This is a genomic window from Pseudonocardia sp. D17 (genome assembly GCF_036984265.1).
Classification (GTDB): Bacteria; Actinomycetota; Actinomycetes; order Mycobacteriales; family Pseudonocardiaceae; genus Pseudonocardia; species Pseudonocardia benzenivorans.
Genome location: NZ_BPRG01000215.1, coordinates 114,858 through 131,913, shown reverse-complemented (window position 1 = coordinate 131,913; position 17,056 = coordinate 114,858). Strand labels below are relative to the sequence as shown.

15 protein-coding genes are annotated in these 17,056 nt (G+C 72.6%); 11 read left to right on the top strand and 4 right to left on the bottom strand.

All coding sequences use genetic code 11. From position 1 onward, the window contains the following. The first annotated feature begins 134 nt into the window (after nucleotides 1-134). The 9 genes from PSD17_RS28875 (at nucleotide 135) to PSD17_RS28835 (ending at nucleotide 10,307) form a co-directional block, all read left to right on the top strand. Nucleotides 135-611 carry a low molecular weight protein-tyrosine-phosphatase gene (locus PSD17_RS28875; protein ID WP_041761260.1) on the top strand — a complete coding sequence of 159 codons (477 nt, stop codon included), beginning with the start codon at nucleotides 135-137 and terminating at the stop codon, nucleotides 609-611. Next, entirely contained in the window at nucleotides 608-1,459 is an 852-nt protein-coding gene (locus PSD17_RS28870; RefSeq protein WP_339125512.1) for a fructosamine kinase family protein, read from the top strand. The genes PSD17_RS28875 and PSD17_RS28870 overlap by 4 nt, the downstream gene beginning before the upstream one ends. Before the next feature lie 403 nt (nucleotides 1,460-1,862). Further along, nucleotides 1,863-3,485 carry an ABC transporter substrate-binding protein gene (locus PSD17_RS28865; protein ID WP_013675051.1) on the top strand — a complete coding sequence of 541 codons (1,623 nt, stop codon included), beginning with the start codon at nucleotides 1,863-1,865 and terminating at the stop codon, nucleotides 3,483-3,485. A 42-nt stretch (nucleotides 3,486-3,527) separates the two neighbouring features. Further along, nucleotides 3,528-4,367, top strand: coding sequence for a MaoC/PaaZ C-terminal domain-containing protein (locus PSD17_RS28860; RefSeq protein ID WP_013675050.1), 840 nt, complete (start codon nucleotides 3,528-3,530; stop codon nucleotides 4,365-4,367). Continuing rightward, nucleotides 4,367-5,536, top strand: a complete 1,170-nt coding sequence (locus PSD17_RS28855) for an acyl-CoA dehydrogenase family protein (protein WP_041761258.1) — start codon at nucleotides 4,367-4,369, stop codon at nucleotides 5,534-5,536. Before PSD17_RS28860 ends, PSD17_RS28855 begins: the two co-directional genes overlap by 1 nt. An 8-nt stretch (nucleotides 5,537-5,544) precedes the next feature. Beyond that, a complete protein-coding gene (locus PSD17_RS28850) occupies nucleotides 5,545-6,435 on the top strand; it encodes an SDR family oxidoreductase (RefSeq protein WP_013675048.1) in 891 nt (296 codons plus the stop codon). Continuing rightward, complete coding sequence (locus tag PSD17_RS28845; protein WP_103382193.1) at nucleotides 6,432-7,310, top strand: amidohydrolase family protein; 879 nt, start codon at nucleotides 6,432-6,434, stop codon at nucleotides 7,308-7,310. The genes PSD17_RS28850 and PSD17_RS28845 overlap by 4 nt, the downstream gene beginning before the upstream one ends. Then, a complete protein-coding gene (locus PSD17_RS28840) occupies nucleotides 7,307-8,893 on the top strand; it encodes an AMP-binding protein (RefSeq protein ID WP_339125509.1) in 1,587 nt (528 codons plus the stop codon). The genes PSD17_RS28845 and PSD17_RS28840 overlap by 4 nt, the downstream gene beginning before the upstream one ends. A 70-nt stretch (nucleotides 8,894-8,963) precedes the next feature. Then, on the top strand, nucleotides 8,964-10,307 hold the full coding sequence (locus PSD17_RS28835) for a DUF2252 domain-containing protein (protein WP_339125507.1): 1,344 nt from the start codon (nucleotides 8,964-8,966) through the stop codon (nucleotides 10,305-10,307). Between the two features lie 19 nt (nucleotides 10,308-10,326). On the opposite strand, the gene PSD17_RS28830 is transcribed toward PSD17_RS28835, so the two are convergent. The 3 genes from PSD17_RS28830 to PSD17_RS28820 are packed head-to-tail and all read right to left on the bottom strand — an operon-like array spanning nucleotide 10,327 to nucleotide 14,390. Then, nucleotides 10,327-11,754 carry a WS/DGAT/MGAT family O-acyltransferase gene (locus tag PSD17_RS28830; RefSeq protein ID WP_339125505.1) on the bottom strand — a complete coding sequence of 476 codons (1,428 nt, stop codon included), beginning with the start codon at nucleotides 11,752-11,754 and terminating at the stop codon, nucleotides 10,327-10,329. A gap of 9 nt (nucleotides 11,755-11,763) precedes the next feature. Further along, nucleotides 11,764-13,005, bottom strand: a complete 1,242-nt coding sequence (locus PSD17_RS28825; protein ID WP_013675043.1) for an SAM-dependent methyltransferase — start codon at nucleotides 13,003-13,005, stop codon at nucleotides 11,764-11,766. Then, entirely contained in the window at nucleotides 13,002-14,390 is a 1,389-nt protein-coding gene (locus PSD17_RS28820; RefSeq protein WP_013675042.1) for an FAD-binding protein, read from the bottom strand. The genes PSD17_RS28825 and PSD17_RS28820 overlap by 4 nt, the downstream gene beginning before the upstream one ends. Nucleotides 14,391-14,533: 143 nt before the next feature. Between PSD17_RS28820 and PSD17_RS28815 the strand changes: the two genes are divergently transcribed. After that, nucleotides 14,534-15,169, top strand: coding sequence for a DUF47 domain-containing protein (locus PSD17_RS28815; RefSeq protein WP_041759678.1), 636 nt, complete (start codon nucleotides 14,534-14,536; stop codon nucleotides 15,167-15,169). A 1-nt stretch (nucleotide 15,170) separates the two neighbouring features. Continuing rightward, nucleotides 15,171-16,166, top strand: a complete 996-nt coding sequence (locus PSD17_RS28810; protein WP_103382189.1) for an inorganic phosphate transporter — start codon at nucleotides 15,171-15,173, stop codon at nucleotides 16,164-16,166. 29 nt (nucleotides 16,167-16,195) lie between these two features. Here PSD17_RS28810 and PSD17_RS28805 read toward each other — a convergent pair whose 3' ends face one another. Continuing rightward, nucleotides 16,196-17,050, bottom strand: coding sequence for a PPK2 family polyphosphate kinase (locus PSD17_RS28805; RefSeq protein WP_339125502.1), 855 nt, complete (start codon nucleotides 17,048-17,050; stop codon nucleotides 16,196-16,198). Nucleotides 17,051-17,056 lie beyond the last annotated feature (6 nt).

Genomic DNA, 17,056 nt, shown 5'->3' with positions numbered 1-17,056 from the left:
CGGGAGCGGACGCTGCGGGCAGGGCGACCCGTTGCCGCGACGGGCCGTGACCGGCCGCCCACCCGGCGGAATGGCCGGCGTGGTCACGGTCACCACCACAGGCCCGGGTTGTGCGGTTCGGTCAGACTGTCGTCGTGCCCGACCCCGACAAGCGGCTCCACGTGAGCTTCGTCTGTACCGGCAACATCTGCCGCTCCCCCATGGCCGCGCAGGTGTTCCGCTCCCATCTCGACGCCGCCGGCGTCGACGACGTCGCCGTCACGAGCGCGGGAACCGGCGGCTGGCACGTCGGCGAACCCGCCGACCCACGCGCCGCGGAAGTGCTGCGCCGCAACGGCTACGCCACCGACCACGCGGCACGCCAGCTCGACTCCGCCGAGCTCTCGGCCGACCTGCTCATCGCCCTCGGCAACGACCACCTCGCCTCGCTGCGCCGCTCCGTCCCGGAACCCGAGCGGGTGCGGCTGCTGCGCTCGTTCGACCCGGCCGCGCCGGCCGGGGCCGAGGTGCCCGACCCCTACTACGGCGGGCCCGACGGCTTCGACGAGGTCCTGACGATGATCGAGGCGGCGATGCCCGGCCTCGTCGACTGGGTGCGGTCCCGGGCGTGACCCGGGAGCGCCCCGAGGACGCGGCCGCGCGGTTGCTCGGGGCGCGCGCGACCGGGTCGGCGCCGCTCGGCGGGGCGACGAGGGTCGAGCTCGACGACGGCGGGACGGTCGTCGTCAAGCAGGGTGCGCCGACCGTCGCCGAGGCCGCCGGACTGCGGTGGCTCGCCGACGCCGGTGGGCCCGACGTGGCCCGGGTCCTGGCGGCTCAGGACGGCTGGCTCGTCGTCGAGCATGTGCCGACCGGTCCGCCGGAACCGGCCGCCGCGGAACGCTTCGGCGTCGCGCTCGCCCAGATGCACGCCGCCGGGGCGCCCGGGTTCGGCGCGCCGCCCCCGGGCGGACCCGCCGGCGCGTGGATCGGCGCCGCGCCGATGCGCGCGGTCGCCGCCGAGGGCGGCTGGGCGAGCTGGTACGCCGCCGACCGCATCCGCCCCTACGTCCGGGCCGCCCGCGACGCCGGGACGTTCACCGCCTCCGACGTCGCCGTCGTCGACGAGGTGTGCGCGCGCATCGCCGACCTGGCCGGGCCCGACGAGCCACCCGCGCGGCTGCACGGCGACCTGTGGTCGGGCAACGTCCTGTGGTCCGCCGGGCGCGTGGTGCTGATCGATCCCGCCGCGCACGGCGGCCACCGGGAGACCGATCTCGCGATGCTCGACCTCTTCGGCTTGCCGCACCTGGACCGGGTTCGGGCCGCGTACGCGGAGGCCGCCCCGCTTGCGGACGGGCACGCCGCGCGCGTCCCGCTGCACCAGCTCTTCCCGCTGCTGGTGCACGTGGTCCTGTTCGGGGGCGGCTACGCCGGACAGGCGCTCGCCGCGGCCCGGGCCGCCCTGCGCGCCGCCTGACCCGCGCGGCCCGACCCGCGCCCGGCCGACCCGCGCCCAGCCGACCTACGCCGCCTGACCCACGCCCCGCACCGCCCCCGCCGTCCTGCGTGGCCGGCTCCATGCCGCCCGATCTGCGCCACCCGCGTGCACGGCCCTGACCTGCGCTCCCCCGACCGACACGCCTCCCGACCTGCCCCGGAGCGACTGACGAGCCAGGATGTACCGGACGAGCGACTAGGCAATCCGGACCAACTTCCACAGTTCGTGCTCATGATTGTTAACAATCTGGTTGCCACGATTGCGTCATATCGCTACGGTCCGATTCATACCGACAGCGGGAGGCCCTCATGGGTGTGGCCGTCAGAGTCGACGGAACAGCGAACCGACACGTCGAGCGACCGGTGCGGGAGGTGGTGTCGGCATGAGGCGTTCGGTCACCCATCGCTGGCGCACCCGAGCCGCTGTCGCACTCGTGGCGGCCGGCACGTTAGTGCTCGCCGCCTGCGGCAGCAACGCCGGACCCTCGGGCCCGCAGCTGAGGACGATCAACCCCCACGGCGACAACATCTCGACCGAGGGAACCCCGAAGGACGGCGGCACGCTGATCCTCGCCGAGGACCGCGAGATCGTCAGCTTCGACCCGACGGTCCAGAACAGCAACATGGCCGCGCTCGCGGTCTACGACTCGCTGCTCAAGCTCGACGACAAGGGCGAACCCCAGCCGTACATGGCCAGGTCGATGGAGACCACCGACAACGGAACCACGTGGCGGATGGGCCTTCGACCCGAGGTCAAGTTCTCCGACGGCACCCCGCTCGACGCCGATGCCGTGATCTTCAACGTGCAGCGACACATCGACAAGAAGTCCTCGCCGTCGAACCGGTACGCCACGGTGATCGCGTCGATGCGCGCGGTCGACCCCACCACCGTCGAGTTCACGCTCAAGAACCCGAGCGGGACGTTCCCGCAGCTCTTCGCCCTGCCGTTCAACTCGGGCAACCTCGGCACGATCGTCTCGCCGACGGCGATCCGCACCAAGGGCGAGGCGTCGATCGCCAAGGAGCCCGTCGGTGCCGGTCCGTTCACACTGGCGAGCTGGGTCCGCGACTCCAAGCTGACGCTGGTGCGCAACCCGAACTACTGGCAGCCGGGGATGCCCCACCTGCAGGGCCTCGAGTTCCGTCCGTTGCCCGACACCGAGACCCGGTACGCCTCGATCGAGAACGGTGACGTCGACGTGGTCTACGGCGGCTACCACACCGAGCTGATCCGCGGCCTGGGCAACCCGAACCTCAAGGTCTACTACGGCTCCGGGAACGGCGCGGAGTACATCTACTTCAACCAGAAGCGCGCGCCGTTCGACGACCGGCGGATGCGCGAGGCCGTCGTCCGCGCGATCGACCTCGACGCGCTGGCCGCCAGCCAGTACCGCGGCCAGATGGAGCGGGCGAACGGCTACTTCGGCGACACGAGCCCGTACCAGTCCGAGCAGGCCCGCGACGCGTGGCCGGCCTTCGACGTCGAGAAGGCCAAGCAGCTCGTCGCGGACTACAAGGCCAGCGGCGGGAGCGCGACCGTCCAGTACAAGACGACCAACGCGCCGAACCGCGTCGCGTTCGCCGAGTTCCTGCAGGCCCAGCTCAAGGCCGTCGGCATCGACATCCAGGTGCAGTTCTACGACCTGGCGCAGTACTCGTCGAGCGTCGTGCAGAGCCGCGACTTCCAGATCGCCGGCTGGGTCGGCGGTCCCGTCGACGGGCCGTTCCCCGGCGCGTTCAACCTCTTCCACACCGGCGGCAGCACGAACTACGGCGACTACAGCAACCCGCAGGTCGACGCCGCGCTCGACACGGCCGTCTCGACGACCGACCCGGCCCAGCAGACGAAGGCCTACCAGCAGGTCCAGCAGTTGACCAACCAGGACCTGGCGGTCGCCTACTACAGCCGCGGGTACCTGTCGACCATCGCGAAGCCCGAGGTCAAGGGCATGCAGCGGTACCTGACCCGCGACACGTTCTTCGCGACGATGTGGCTCGACCGGTGACCGTGCGCGTCGTCCACCCCACCGGCGGAAAGAGGTTCTGACATGCCGATCGACCCGGGCGCCGTCGGGCGCGAGGGCGAACCGCGCTCGCGTTCGTGGGACTCCAAGGACGCGCTGCTCTACGCCGTCGGCGTGGGCGCGGGCCTCGGGGACCCCACCAGGGAGCTCGAGTTCACGACGGAGAACTCCGACGGTGTCGAGCAGCGGGTGCTGCCGACGTTCGCGGTCCTGCTCTCGCAGGCGCCGCCGCCGAGCTTCGGCGAGTTCGACCGGGCCATGCTCGTGCACGCCGAGCAGCACCTGGTGCTGCACCGGCCGGTGCCCGTCGAGGGGACCGTCACCGCGAGGGCCCGGGTCGTCGGCGTGCACGACAAGGGATCGGGCGCGCTCGTCACCATCGAGGCCACGGCGGTCCTCGACGGCGGCGAGCCGCTCGCGACCAACCGCAGCGCGGTGTTCATCCGGGGAGAGGGCGGCTTCGGCGGCGACCGCGGCCCGAAGCAGGCGTGGTCACCGCCCGATCGGGCACCCGACCACACCGTCACCTACGCGACGCGGCCGGAGCAGGCGTTGCTCTACCGGCTCTCCGGCGACCGCAACCCGCTGCACTCCGATCCGACGTTCGCGGCCAAGGGCGGGTTCGACACCCCGATCCTGCACGGGCTGTGCACGTACGGGGTCACTGGCCGGGCGCTCGTCGCGACGGTGTGCGGCGGCGACCCGGACCGGCTGACGGCGATGTCGGGCCGGTTCAGCGCCACGGTGCTGCCCGGGCAGTCGCTCACCGTCGACGCCTGGCGCGACGGCGGGGACGCCTGGTTCCGCACGTCGCTCGACGACGGGACCGTGGTCCTGGACCACGGGCGGGCCACCGTCGCGTGATCGACTTCTCGCTCTCCGACGAGCAGCGGCAGGTCCGCGACACGGTCCGCGCGTTCGTCACCCGCGAGGTCGTCCCGCTCGAGGCGCAGGTGCTGCGCAACGAGCGGGACGGCAGGCCCGGCCTCGAGCCGGGCGTCCTCACCGACCTGCAGGCCAAGGCCCGCCGGTCGGGTTTCTGGGGCATCACCACACCCGAGGAGTTCGGCGGCATCGCCCTCGGGCCGGTCATGAACGCCGTGCTGACGATGGAGCTGGGCCGCACGTTCGTCCCGTTCCGGTTCGGCGGCTCGGCCGACAACATCCTGTTCGACGCGGACGCCGAACAGCAGGACGCCTACCTGCTGCCGACGATCGAGGGCCGCCGCCGGTCGTGCTTCGCGATCACCGAGCCCGGCGCCGGGTCCGACGCCCGCAACATCCGCACCCGCGCCCGCCGCGACGGCGACGACTGGGTGATCTCGGGCGAGAAGACGTTCATCACCGGAGGGCACGAGGCCGACTTCTGCATCCTGTTCGCCGTCACCGACCCCGAGCTCGGCGCCGACGGCGGCGTCACCTGCTTCCTCGTCGACCGGGACATGGGCTGGACCTCCTCCCCCATCCCGACGATGGGCGAGTGGGGACCGGCGTCGCTGTCGTTCGACGAGGTCCGGGTGCCGTCGCGGAACGTCCTCGGCGAGGTCGGCAAGGGCTTCGAGAAGGCGCTGCGGTGGATCGGGCAGGGCCGCTACCTGATCCCGGCGCGGGCCGTCGGATCGGCGGAACGACTGCTGGGCATGGCGGTCGACTACGCCAAGGTCCGCGAGTCGATGGGCCACAAGATCGCCGAGTACCAGGCCATCCAGTGGCAGATCGCGGACTCGGCCGTCGAGATCGAGTCGACGAAGTGGCTGACGCTGCACGCGGCGTGGCGGGCCGAGACCGGGCGCGACGCCCGGCACGCCACGTCGATCGCGAAGCTGACCGGCGCGCTCATGGCCAACCAGGTCGTCGACCGGGTCCTGCAGATCCACGGCGGCATGGGCTACACGAAGGAGCTGCCCGTCGAGCGCTGGTACCGCGAGCTGCGGCTGCTGCGCATCTACGAGGGCACCGACGAGATCCAGCGCCGCACCATCGCGCGCAACCTGCTCAAGGGGCACGTCGCCCTGGGGACCATCGGGGAGTGAGTTCACAGATGCTGACCGGACGATCGGTCGTCGTGACCGGATCGGGGCGCGGGCTGGGCCGCGCCTACGCGAAGGCGGTCGCGGCCGCCGGAGCAGGCGTCGTCGTCAACGACGTCGACGCCGACGCCGCGGCCGCGGTGGTCGACGAGATCGAGGCCGACGGCGGCCTGGCCACCTCGGTGGTCGCGCCGGTGGGCCCCACCGAGACCGCCGACGCGCTCGTCGCCGCCGCGGTCGAGAGGTTCGGCAGGCTCGACGCGATGGTCACCAACGCGGGCCTGCTGCGCGACCGGTCCGTCGGCAAGATGAGCGACGACGACTGGGACGCCGTCATCGCCACCCACCTGCGCGGCACGTTCACGTGCGCCCGCGCGGCGATCGCCCGGTTCCGCGAGCAGGGCGACGGCGGGCGGCTCGTGCTCGTCGGCTCCCCGGCGGGCCAGCGGGCCAGCTTCGGGCAGACCAACTACTCCGCGGCGAAGGCCGGGATCGTCGGCATGGCCCGGACGCTGGCCGCCGAGACCGCCCGCTACGGCATCACCGTGAACGCGCTGGTCCCGGTCGCGCTCACCCGGATGGTGGCGACGATCCCCGCGTTCGCCGACGCGGTCGCCGCACTCGAACGCGGCGAACCGGTGCCCGAGCAGCTGCGGGCCAACGGTGTCGGCAGCGCCGAGGACGTCGCGCCGCTGCTGGTGTGGCTGCTCTCGGACGCCGCGGCCGACGTCACCGGGCAGGCGCTCGGCGTCGGCGGCGACAAGATCACCGTCTGGACGCACCCGGCTGTCGCGGCCGAGGCGTCGATGCCCGGCGGCTGGACCGCCGAGGCCATCGCCAAGGAGTTCCCCGCCCAGCTCGCCCCGCACCTGCAGCCGTACGCCCCGGAGGGACGCAAGTGACGCTCGACATCAGCTCGCTGCAGGCCATCGACGTCCACACCCACGTCCACTTCTCGCAGGCCGCGGCGGCGAGCCCCGAGGGCGGCGCGCGGATGGAGCAGATGCGGGCCCGCTTCGGCTCCGACATCCTCGGCATGGACCTGCCCGGCATCGCCGAGTTCTACCGGCAGCGCAACATGGCCGCGGTCGCGTTCACGATCGACAGCCTCGGCGAGCCGTCGGAGCACGCGCCGACCAACGAGGAGATCGGCGAGCTCGCCGCGCAGCACACCGACGCGATCATCCCGTTCGCCAGCGTGCACCCGTTGCGTGGCAAGGGCGGCGCGAAGATCGCACGCCGGCTGATCGAGACCTACGGGTTCAAGGGTTTCAAGTTCCACCCCAGCGTGCAGGAGTTCTACCCCAACGACCCGGTCGCGTTTCCGATCTACGAGGTGCTCGCCGAGTACCAGCTGCCCGCCCTGTTCCACACCGGGCAGAACGGCGTCGGCGCGGGCACCAAGGGCGGTGGCGGGGTACGGCTCAAGTACTCCGATCCCCTGTACCTCGACGACGTCGCCGTCGACTTCCCCGACATGCCGATCATCATGGCGCACCCGTCGTTCCCGTGGCAGGACGTCGCGCTCTCGGTGGCCACGCACAAGGCGCAGGTCTACATCGACCTGTCGGGATGGTCGCCGAAGTACTTCCCGCCGCAGCTCGTGCAGTACGCGAACACGTTGCTGCGCAAGAAGGTCCTGTTCGGGACGGACTTCCCGCTGTTCACCCCGGAACGCTGGACGGCCGACCTGGAGAAGACCGAGATCCGCGACTCGGTCAAGCCCGACATCATGCTGCACAACGCGGCCCGGCTGTTCGGGCTGGAGTCGGAGTGACCCCCCTGCCGGACGCCCCTCTCCCGGACGATCTGGCGACCCACTTCGAGCTGGTCGCCGACATCGCTCCGGACCGGCTCGCCGTCACGCGTGGCGACGAGTCGCTGACCTGGGGCGCGTTCGAGGACTCCGCCGCCCGGCTGGCCGGGTGGCTGGCCGGACAGGGCGTCGGCGACGGCGACCGGGTTGCGATGATGGCCCGCAACTCCCCCGACTACCTGGTCGCGCTGTTCGCGATCTGGAAGCTGCGGGCGACGATGGTCAACGTCAACTACCGCTACCGCGCCGAGGAAGCCGCCTACGTGCTGGCCGACGCGAACGCGAAGGCGGTGATCGCCGACCCCGACCTGCTCGACGTCGCCCGCGCGGCGTCGGCGGGGACGGCGCTCGTCGTCCGGCTCGGCGACGGCACCGACGGTCCCGCACTGCCCCGGACACAGCGCGAGGGCGACCGGGAGTGGCTGCTCTACACAGGGGGCACGACCGGGAACCCGAAGGCGGTCGTCGGCTCGCACGCCGAGCGGTGCCGGACGGCGCAGTCGGGCACCCTGCGCAACCTGGGCCTCGACCGCGCGGACGGCGTCGACGCGCTGCGCGCGGCGCTGGCCGTCGACCCGCAGGGCCCGGACGGGATCGTGTGGCTGCCCGCGCCGCCGCTGATGCACGGCACCGGGCTGTACTCCGCGCTGGGTGCCCTCGCCGCCGGGGCACCGGTCGCGCTGCTGCCGGGGCGCGGCACCTCCGGCGAGGACATGGCCGCGACGATCGACCGGCACGGCGTCACCGACCTGACGATCGTCGGCGACGCCTTCGCGCTGCGGCTGCTCGACGCGCTCGACGCCGACGCCGCCGCGGGCCGCCCCCCGCGGATCGCGCGGCTGCGCCGGATCCGCAGCATCGGCGCGGTGTGGAGCCCGGCGGTCAAGCGTCGGCTCCTCACGCACGCCGACCTGGCCCTGCACGACTCCATCGCCGCGTCCGAGGGCGGGCTCTACGCAGTCTCCGTCGTCACCCGCGACACCCCCGACGACCGGCTCGGCGGCTTCGAGCTGGCGCCGAACGCGCGGCTGCTCGACGAGAACGACCGTGACGTCGTCCCGGGCTCGGGTGTCGTCGGGCTGCTCGCGGCGCCGGTCGTCGCGGGCGCCGGGTACGCGGGCGACCCCGAGAAGACCGCCGGCGCCTTCCGTGACCTCGACGGGGTGCGGCTCTCGATCCCGGGCGACATGGCCCGGCTCGGCGCCGACGGACGGCTCGAGCTGCTCGGCCGCGGCAGCTCGGTGATCAACACCGGGGGTGAGAAGGTCTACGCCGACGAGGTCGAGATCGTGCTGCGCGAGCACCCGGCGGTGCGCGACGTCGTCGTGGTCGGGGTGCCGGACCCGATGTACGGCAGCGTCGTCGGCGCTGTCGTCGCGCTGGAGAAGGGCCGTGAGGCGACTCCCGACACGTTGCGCGACTTCGTCTCCGCCCGGCTCGCGTCGTACAAGAAGCCGCGCAGGCTCCTCCTGGCCCCGGAGGTCGAGAGGCTGGCGAGCGGCAAGGCCGACCTGCGGTGGGCCCGCGATCAGCTCCGCTCGTGAGTGGCGTCACCGGCCATGGCCCGGCTCATGGCCGGTGACGCCTTCACGGCGGCACCGCTAACGTCGGTCTGTGACCACGGTGGACGCGGTACCGACGTCGGAGGACAGCCGCGACGTCGGCAGGAGGGCGCGGGACCGGGCGCCGCGGCGCGCGTTCGGCGAGTGGCACCCGTCGCGGCGCCGGCGGGACGTCCTCGACGTCCTGACCGGGCAGAACGCGATCCGCGCCGCCGACCTGGTCCCCGTGCGCTGGGGGCGGATGAGCGCGTCGCCGTGGACGTTCTACCGCGGGGCGGCGGCGGTGATGGCCGCCGACCTCGCGACCCGCCCCGACAGCGACCTCTTCGTCCAGCTGTGCGGCGACGCGCACCTGCTGAACTTCGGGCTGTGGGCCACCCCGGAGCGCAACCTGTCGTTCGACCTGCGCGACTTCGACGAGACGCTGCCCGGACCGTTCGAGTGGGACGTCGCGCGGCTCGTCACGAGCGTCGAGGTGCTGGGCCGCGAGCACGACGTACCGGCCGGCCGCACCGCCGAGGCCGTCGCCCGCTGCCTGACGGCCTACCGCACGCAGATGGCCCGCCACGCCGGCGCCCGCGTCCTCGACGTCTGGTACGACCTCGTCCACGTCGAGCGCTTCCTGGACGTGTTCACCGACGCCGACCGGCCCCGCGCCGCCGCCCACATCGCCCGGAAGGCCCAGCGGCGCACCCACGACGGGGCGTTCCGCAAGCTCACCGAGACCCGCGGCGGGCGGCTGCGGATCAGCGAGGCCCCGCCGTTCCGCGAGCACATCGACGACGGCCTCGCCGACGAGCTCTTCGCCGGGTACCACGACTCGCTCCCCGACGACCGCCGGCACCTGCTCGACCGCTTCACCCCGGTCGACGCGGTGCGCCAGGTCGTCGGCGTGGGCAGCGTCGGGATGCGGGTGCACCTGGTGCTACTGCAGGGCCGCGGCCCGGCGGACCCCCTGTTCCTGCAGGTCAAGCAGGCGGGCCCGGCGGTGTACGAGCCGTTCTGCGGTCCGAGCCGCTACAGCTCGTCCGGGCGCCGGGTGATCGAGGGCAAGCGGCTCGTGCAGAGCGCGACCGACGTCTTCGTCGGCTGGACAGCCGCTCGGGGCCACGACTACTACGTGCGGCAGTTCCGCGACATGAAGGTCATCGCCGACGGTGAGCTCCTCGCCCCACGGCTGCCCGAGTTCGCGACGGCGTGCGGGCACGTGCTCGCCCGCGCGCACGCCCGGACCGGCGACCCGGTGGCGATCGCCGCCTACCTGGGCCGTGGCCGGGCCTTCGACGACGGCATGACGGCCTTCGCGGCCGCCTACGCCGACCAGAACGCCGCCGACCACGCCCGGCTCACCGCGGCGATCACCACCGGGGAGCTGCCCGCGACACGGGGCTGGTGAGGGGCCGCGGCCGCAGCACTCACGGGGCGAGGAGCTCGGCCAGCGACGTGTTCATCGCCTCGGCGAGGACGTCGACGTCGGGCATCGCGTCGCGGTCGGCGGTCAGCCCGTAGCAGACGGACCCGTGGTAGGACGTCACGCCGATGGCGACGGCCTGCCCCTGTGCGAGCGGCACCACCGGGTAGAGGTCCTCGAGCCGCGCACCCATCGCGTACAGCGGCCGCGGCGGCCCGGGCACGTGCGTGACCAGCACGTTGAACAGCCTGCTGGAGAGTTTGCTGGTGAGCCGGGCGCCGAGGCTGTGCAGCTGCGGCGTCACCAGCCCGGCGAGCCCGACGAGCGCGGTCGGCGCCGCCTCCCGGCCGCCGCGCTTCTGGGCCTCCATCTGCGCGGCGATCCGGTGCAGCCGGGCGGCCGGCTCGTCGAGCCCCACCGGCAGGTCGACGAAGTACGCCGAGATGTGGTTGCCGCCTGACCCGCCCGCGCGCCCGTCGGCAGCCGGCCCGCGACGGGCCCGGAGGCTCACCGGGACCATCGCGCGGACCGTCGTGTCCGCGACGAGCGGGGCACCGCGCGTCATCAGCCAGTACCGCAGCGCCCCGCACACGACGGCGAGGACCACGTCGTTGACCGTGCCCGGCCCGCCCTGGCAGTGCACCTTGCGGGCGGCCCGGTGCTCGGCCAGTGACGTGCGCGCCATCCCGTAGCGGCGCTGCTCCCCGATGGGCCGGTTCAGCGCGTCGAACGGGGCGCCCGCGAGGGGTGCGCCCCGGGCGGCCTCGGCGACGCCGGCGACGGTTCGGCCCACCTTGGTCGCCGCGGCCCGGACGTCGGCGACGGCGCGGGCGGCGGCGTCGACGGCCCCGCGCGGGCGGCGCAGGTTGTCCAGCACCGCCGACGCGGCGAGCTCGACACGCGAGGGCGGCCGCCGCGGCGTCCACTCCTGCTCGGGTACCTCGCGCGGCTCGGGGGTCCGGTCGAGCAGCAGCGTGCCGATGTCCATCGACGCCATGCCGTCGACCATCGCGTGGTGGGTCTTGGTGACCAGCGCGAACCGCCCGCCCGACACCCCCTCGACGACGTAGCACTCCCACAGCGGGCGGTCGCGGTCCAGCCGCCTGCTCAGCAGCCGTCCGACGAGCTCGCGCAGCGCGTCGTCGGAGCCGCCCGCGGGCAGCGCGGACCGTCGGATGTGGTAGCTCAGGTCGAAGTCGGGATCGTCGACCCAGACCGGTAGCGCCAGCCGGCCCGGGACCTCGCGGACCCGCTGCCGATAGCGCGGCACCAGCGACAACCGGCTGCCGACGAGCCGCACGAACGCGTCGACGTCGAACTCCGAGCCGTCCTCGGGCGGCAGGAACGTCATCACGCCGCCGACGTGCATCGCCGTCGTCGGCTGCTCCATGTACAGGAACGAGGCGTCCAGCGGCGAGAGGCGGTCCGGCACGGCGTCAGCCTACGAGGCCCGGCGCCACCCCCGGAGCGGGAATCCCGACCAGCCGCGGTCGCCCAGCTTCACGCCGAGGACCTGGTGCAGCTGGATGTTGTCACGGACGAAGCCGAGCCTGCTCGCGGCCATGTAGAGCCGCCAGACCCTGGCGCGCTCGAGGCCGACCTCGGCGACCGCCTCGTCCCAGTGCGCTTCGAGGTTGTCCCCCCAACCGGCCAGCGTCCTCGCGTAGTGCTCGCGCAGGTTCTCCTCGTGCCGGATCTCGAAGCCGTTGTCGTTCATCGCGCTGATGATCAGCCCGACGGGCTCGAGCTGGCCGTCCGGGAACACGTAGCGCCCGATGAACGGGTCGATGCGGCGCTGGTTCGTGGTGAACGGGTGGGTGATGCAGTGGTTGAGCAGCCGGCCCTCGGGGCGCAGCCGCGAGGCCAGGAACCGGAAGTACGCCGGGAGCTGAGACTTGCCGATGTGCTCGGTGAGCCCGATCGAGCTGACGGCGTCGAAGCCGGTCTCGGTCACGTCGCGGTAGTCGAGGTGGCGGACCTCGGCCAGGTGCGAGAGTCCCTGCCGTTCGATCTCGGCCTGCGCCCACTCGGCCTGGTTGCGCGACAACGTCACGCCCAGCGCGCGCACGCCGTGGTGCGCGGCCGCGTGCCGGACCATGCCGCCCCAGCCGCAGCCGACGTCGAGCAGGCGCATCCCGGGCTGCAGGTCGAGCTTCTGCGCGACGAGCTCGTACTTGGCCTCCTGGGCCTCCTCGAGCGTCGAGGTGTCCGTCGGGTAGCACGCGCACGTGTAGGTCATCGACGGGCCGAGCACCCACTCGTAGAAGCGGTTCGAGACGTCGTAGTGGTGCGAGATGACCTGGCTGTCGCGGAACTTCGAGTGCAGCCGGCCGCGGGGCTTCGCCTCGATCGCGGGCGCCGGCCGCCGGTGGCGCAGCCACACCGGCGCGAGCTCGGTGACGATCCGCACCTGCTCGCGCCGCGGGATGCCCACCAGTGCGACGTCGGCGAGCGCGTCGAGCGCGGTGTAGAGGTCGCCGTCCACCACCATCTCGCCGGTGACGTACGCCCGGGCGAGGCCGAGCGTGCCGGGCGCGGAGACCAGCCGCGCCAGTGCCGCCGGGGACTCGACGCGCAGCGTCACCTCCGCGTCGTCCGGTCCGGACTTGCTGCCGTCGTACGCGACGAGCCGGATCGGCGCATCGGCCCCGATGATCCTTCCGAGGACGTCGGCCACCCTCATTGCGACCCCACCACCTTGGAGTAGAGACCCGGAAGCCGCCCGTCCGGGTCGTAGCGGTCCTTCACGGCGTCGTACGCGTCGCCGTTGTAGCGACGCCAGAACTCGGCCTCGTCGTAGTGCACCGTCGAGTAGAGCGACTTGTGCCCGCCCAGCTCGGCGACGAGGTCCTCGATCAGCCGGTTGTGCGCATCGGGGCGCCCCGGCACCGCGTCGACGGTCGACCAGAAGCCGACGTTGACGTAGAGCCTGCCGGCCTCCATCGGGTACAGCGGCCACTCCCGCTTGCCGCGCAACCGGATCGGGCAGAGCCAGACCGGCGAGATACCGACCTCGCGGTGGAAGACGTCGAGGAAGCGGGCGAGCCCCTCGACGGGGATCTCGACGTCCTGGATGACCATCTCCTGGCGGGGCGAGCGGGTCAGGTCGTGCAGCCGGTCGGTGATGCCGTGGCGCCGGTCGAGCGCGACGAGCCGTCGGTAGACGTCCGAACGCCGGTAGCGGCGCGGCCAGAGCCTGCGCACCAGCGGGTTCTGCACGCCGAAGGCCCGCGAGCACCAGAACCAGTCGGTGTCCCAGCGCCAGATGTAGTCGTGCGCGGTGAGGTGGTCGACGGGCCGTTCCCGCAGCGACCTGTAGAAGATCTGCTGACCGGTGTAGTCCGAGACCTGCGCGCCCGGCATCGGCTCGTCGACGAACCGGCCGACCGTGAGGTACTGCTCGCCGGCGTCGAAGACCGTGCCGTCGAGGAAGTCGACGTCGGCACCGGCGCCGTCGAGGTCGCACAGCCGGGCGGTCTCGGCGGCGGCCTCCTCGGCGGTGCGGAACCGGTGGTGGGTGAGCCGGACGAAGGGCGCCACCGGCTGCAGCTCGATGCGCAGCCGCAGCGTGTAGCCCAGCGTCCCGTAGGAGTTGGGGAAGGTCGCGAAGAGATCGGCGTGCTCGCCCTCGGGCCGGGCCGTGACGACCTCACCGGAGCCGGTGAGCAGGTCCATCTCCAGTACCGACTCGTGGGGCAGCCCGTGGCGGAACGACGTCGACTCGATGCCGAGTCCGGCGACCGCGCCGCCGAGGGTGATCGTCTTGAGCTGCGGCACGACGAGCGGCATCAGCCCGTGCGCGAGCGTGGCGTCGACGAGGTCCTCGTACGTCGTCATCCCCTGCACGTCCGCGGTGCGGGCGACGGGGTCGACGTTGATCACACCCGTGAGCCGGGACGTGTCGAGGAGTCGGACATCACTCGCGGAACCACCGAAACGGAACAGATTGGACGACGGCTTGCCGAGCCGCACCCGCTGTCCCGCAGGCACCTCGCGATACCGTTTCACCAGGTCGGCGACGGCGTCGGCATGGTCGGCCGGGGATACCGCACCGTCACCGATGTTCATGACCGCGACGCTAATCGGCAATCGTCGCCGGTGCACGCCCCTTCCGCTTTGCGTCGCCCCGCGGACAGCGCACGTCCACCCGGTCACCGACACGGGGGTCCCGGTCGCGGATGCCGAGTGCGGTCACGGGTACAAAGCTGCACATGGCCTTCCGGTTGACGCCACATGAACGCGGGTTCTACCCGCTGTTCACCCGTGCCGCCGAGAACATCGTCGCTGCCGCCGAGGAGCTGACGAAGCTCGTGGCGGCCGAGCCCAGCGGGAGACCGGTACTGGCCGCCCGGGTCAAGGACCTCGAACACACCGGCGACGACCTGACCCACGAGATCATGGTCAAGCTCAACTCGGTGTTCGTGACCCCGTTCGACCGGGAGGACATCTACCGGCTCGCGTCGTCGCTCGACGACGTGCTCGACGCCATCGAGGAGGCGGCCGACCGCATCGTGCTCTACCGGCTCGACGCGCTGCCCGCAGGCATCTCCGTGCAGGCCGACGTGCTGCTGCGGGCCGCCCGGGCCACCGCGAGCGCCATGCCGGGGCTGGAGAAGCTGGACTCGCTCAGGGAGTACTGGGTCCACGTCAACTCGCTCGAGGACGAGGGCGACGAGGCCTACCGCGAGCTGTTGCGCGACCTGCTCGCGCCCACCAACGACGCGAGCCCCCTCGACGTGCTGACGGTCCTCAAGATCAAGGAGATCGTCGAGACCCTGGAGGAGGCGGCCGACGCGTTCGAGACCGTCGCCAACACGGTCGAGAGCATCGCCGTCAAGGAGGCCTGACGTGGAGCTCGCCGCGGTCATCGTGGTGATCGTGGTCGCGCTGGCGTTCGACTACACCAATGGCTTCCACGACGCGGCCAACGCGATCGCCACCTCGGTGTCGACGCGGGCACTGTCGCCGCGCGCGGCGCTGATCATGGCTGCGGTGATGAACCTCGCGGGGGCGTTCCTCGGGACGGAGGTGGCCTCGACCGTCGGCAAGGGGATCATCTCGGCGCCCGAAGGCATGGCAGGGCTCGCCGTCGTGCTCGCCGCGCTCATCGGCGCCATCGTCTGGAACCTCGTCACCTGGTTCTTCGGCATGCCGTCGTCGTCGTCGCACGCGCTCATCGGCGGGCTCGTCGGGGCCGCGCTGGCCTCGGCGGGCACGGTGCAGTGGTCGGGGGTCCTGGAGAAGGTCGTCATCCCGATGGTGGTCTCCCCCGTCGTCGGGTTCGTGCTGGCCGGGCTGGTGATGATCGGCATCCTGTGGCTGGTCAAGGACGGCAGGCCGCAGCGGGTCACCCGCGGCTTCCGGCACGCCCAGACGGTCTCGGCCGCCGCGATGGCGCTGGGCCACGGCCTGCAGGACGCGCAGAAGACCATGGGCGTGATCGTGCTGGCGCTGGTCGTCGGCGGCTACCACCAGGGCTTCGACATCCCCTGGTGGGTCATCCTGCTCTCGGCGGGCGCGCTGTCGGCGGGCACCGCCGCAGGTGGCTGGCGGATCATGCGCACGCTCGGCCGGCGGATCATCGACCTCGACCCGCCGCGCGGCTTCGCGGCCGAGGCGACCGCGTCGGCGGTGCTCTACACGACGGCCTTCGCCTTCGCCGCGCCGATCTCCACGACCCAGACGATCACCTCGGCGATCCTCGGCGTCGGTGCCACGAAGCGGCTCTCGGCGGTCCGCTGGACCGTCGCCGGCAACATCGTCGTGGCCTGGGTGCTGACGCTGCCCATGGCCGCGCTCGTCGCCGCGCTGGCGTACTGGGCGCTGCACGGCCTGCTGATGTGACCCCGGGCCCGCCGGGACCCCCGGCGTGCTCAGACCGCGGCGCGCACCCGCGCCTTCTCGGCCTCGACGTCGAAGTCGGCGGGCGGGAAGCGCGGGTCGATCGCCTCCAGCGTCTCCGCGAGCAGCGTCGCGACGACCCAGTTGCGGTACCACTTGCGGTCCGCCGGGACGACGTACCAGGGCGCGGCGTCGGTGTCGCAGTGGCGCAGCGCGTCGGCGTACGCGGCCTGGTAGTCGGTCCACTTGGCGCGGACGTCGAGGTCGCCCGGGTTGTACTTCCAGTGCTTGGTCGGGTCCACGAGCCGGGCGAGCAGCCGTTCGGCCTGGGTCTGCGGGCTGATGTGCAGCATGCACTTCACGACGACGACGCCCTGCTCGTCGAGCTCGGCCTCGAACGCGTTGATCCGCTCGTAGCGGCTGCGCCACTCGGCCTCCGGGACCAGGCCGTCGACCCGCACGACGAGCACGTCCTCGTAGTGGCTGCGGTCGAACAGCCCGACGATGCCCGGCCCCGGCACCTGCTTGCGGACGCGCCACAGGAAGTCGTGCGCGAGCTCCTCGGGCGTCGGCCGCTTGAACGACGCGATGTGCAGGCCCAGCGGGTCGATCAGGCCTCCGACGTGCTCGATGACACCGCCCTTGCCCGAGGTGTCCATGCCCTGCAGCACCAGCAGCACCGCGCGGGGGCTGTGGCCGGCGACGGCGCTCGCGTAGAGCGCCTGCTGCCGCGAGTCGATCCGCTCGTTCAGCTCGGCCATCGCCGCGGCCGCCGCGGCCTTGTTCTTCGGCCCGACCGGACGGCCGGCCGAATCGATCGCGGCGAGGTCGACCTCGCCGCGGGGCACGCGGAACGTCTCGCGGGCCGACCTCACGGGCTTCGCCATCCGCGC

Bases quoted from the DNA above. Each gene is read 5' to 3' on its own strand.
- PSD17_RS28865 (WP_013675051.1), top strand. From the start codon at position 1,863: ATGAGGCGTTCGGTCACCCATCGCTGGCGCACCCGAGCCGCTGTCGCA.
- PSD17_RS28860 (WP_013675050.1), top strand. From the start codon at position 3,528: ATGCCGATCGACCCGGGCGCCGTCGGGCGCGAGGGCGAACCGCGCTCG.
- PSD17_RS28850 (WP_013675048.1), top strand. From the start codon at position 5,545: ATGCTGACCGGACGATCGGTCGTCGTGACCGGATCGGGGCGCGGGCTG.
- PSD17_RS28825 (WP_013675043.1), bottom strand. From the start codon at position 13,005: ATGAGGGTGGCCGACGTCCTCGGAAGGATCATCGGGGCCGATGCGCCG.
- PSD17_RS28820 (WP_013675042.1), bottom strand. From the start codon at position 14,390: ATGAACATCGGTGACGGTGCGGTATCCCCGGCCGACCATGCCGACGCC.
- PSD17_RS28815 (WP_041759678.1), top strand. From the start codon at position 14,534: ATGGCCTTCCGGTTGACGCCACATGAACGCGGGTTCTACCCGCTGTTC.
- PSD17_RS28805 (WP_339125502.1), bottom strand. From the start codon at position 17,050: ATGGCGAAGCCCGTGAGGTCGGCCCGCGAGACGTTCCGCGTGCCCCGC.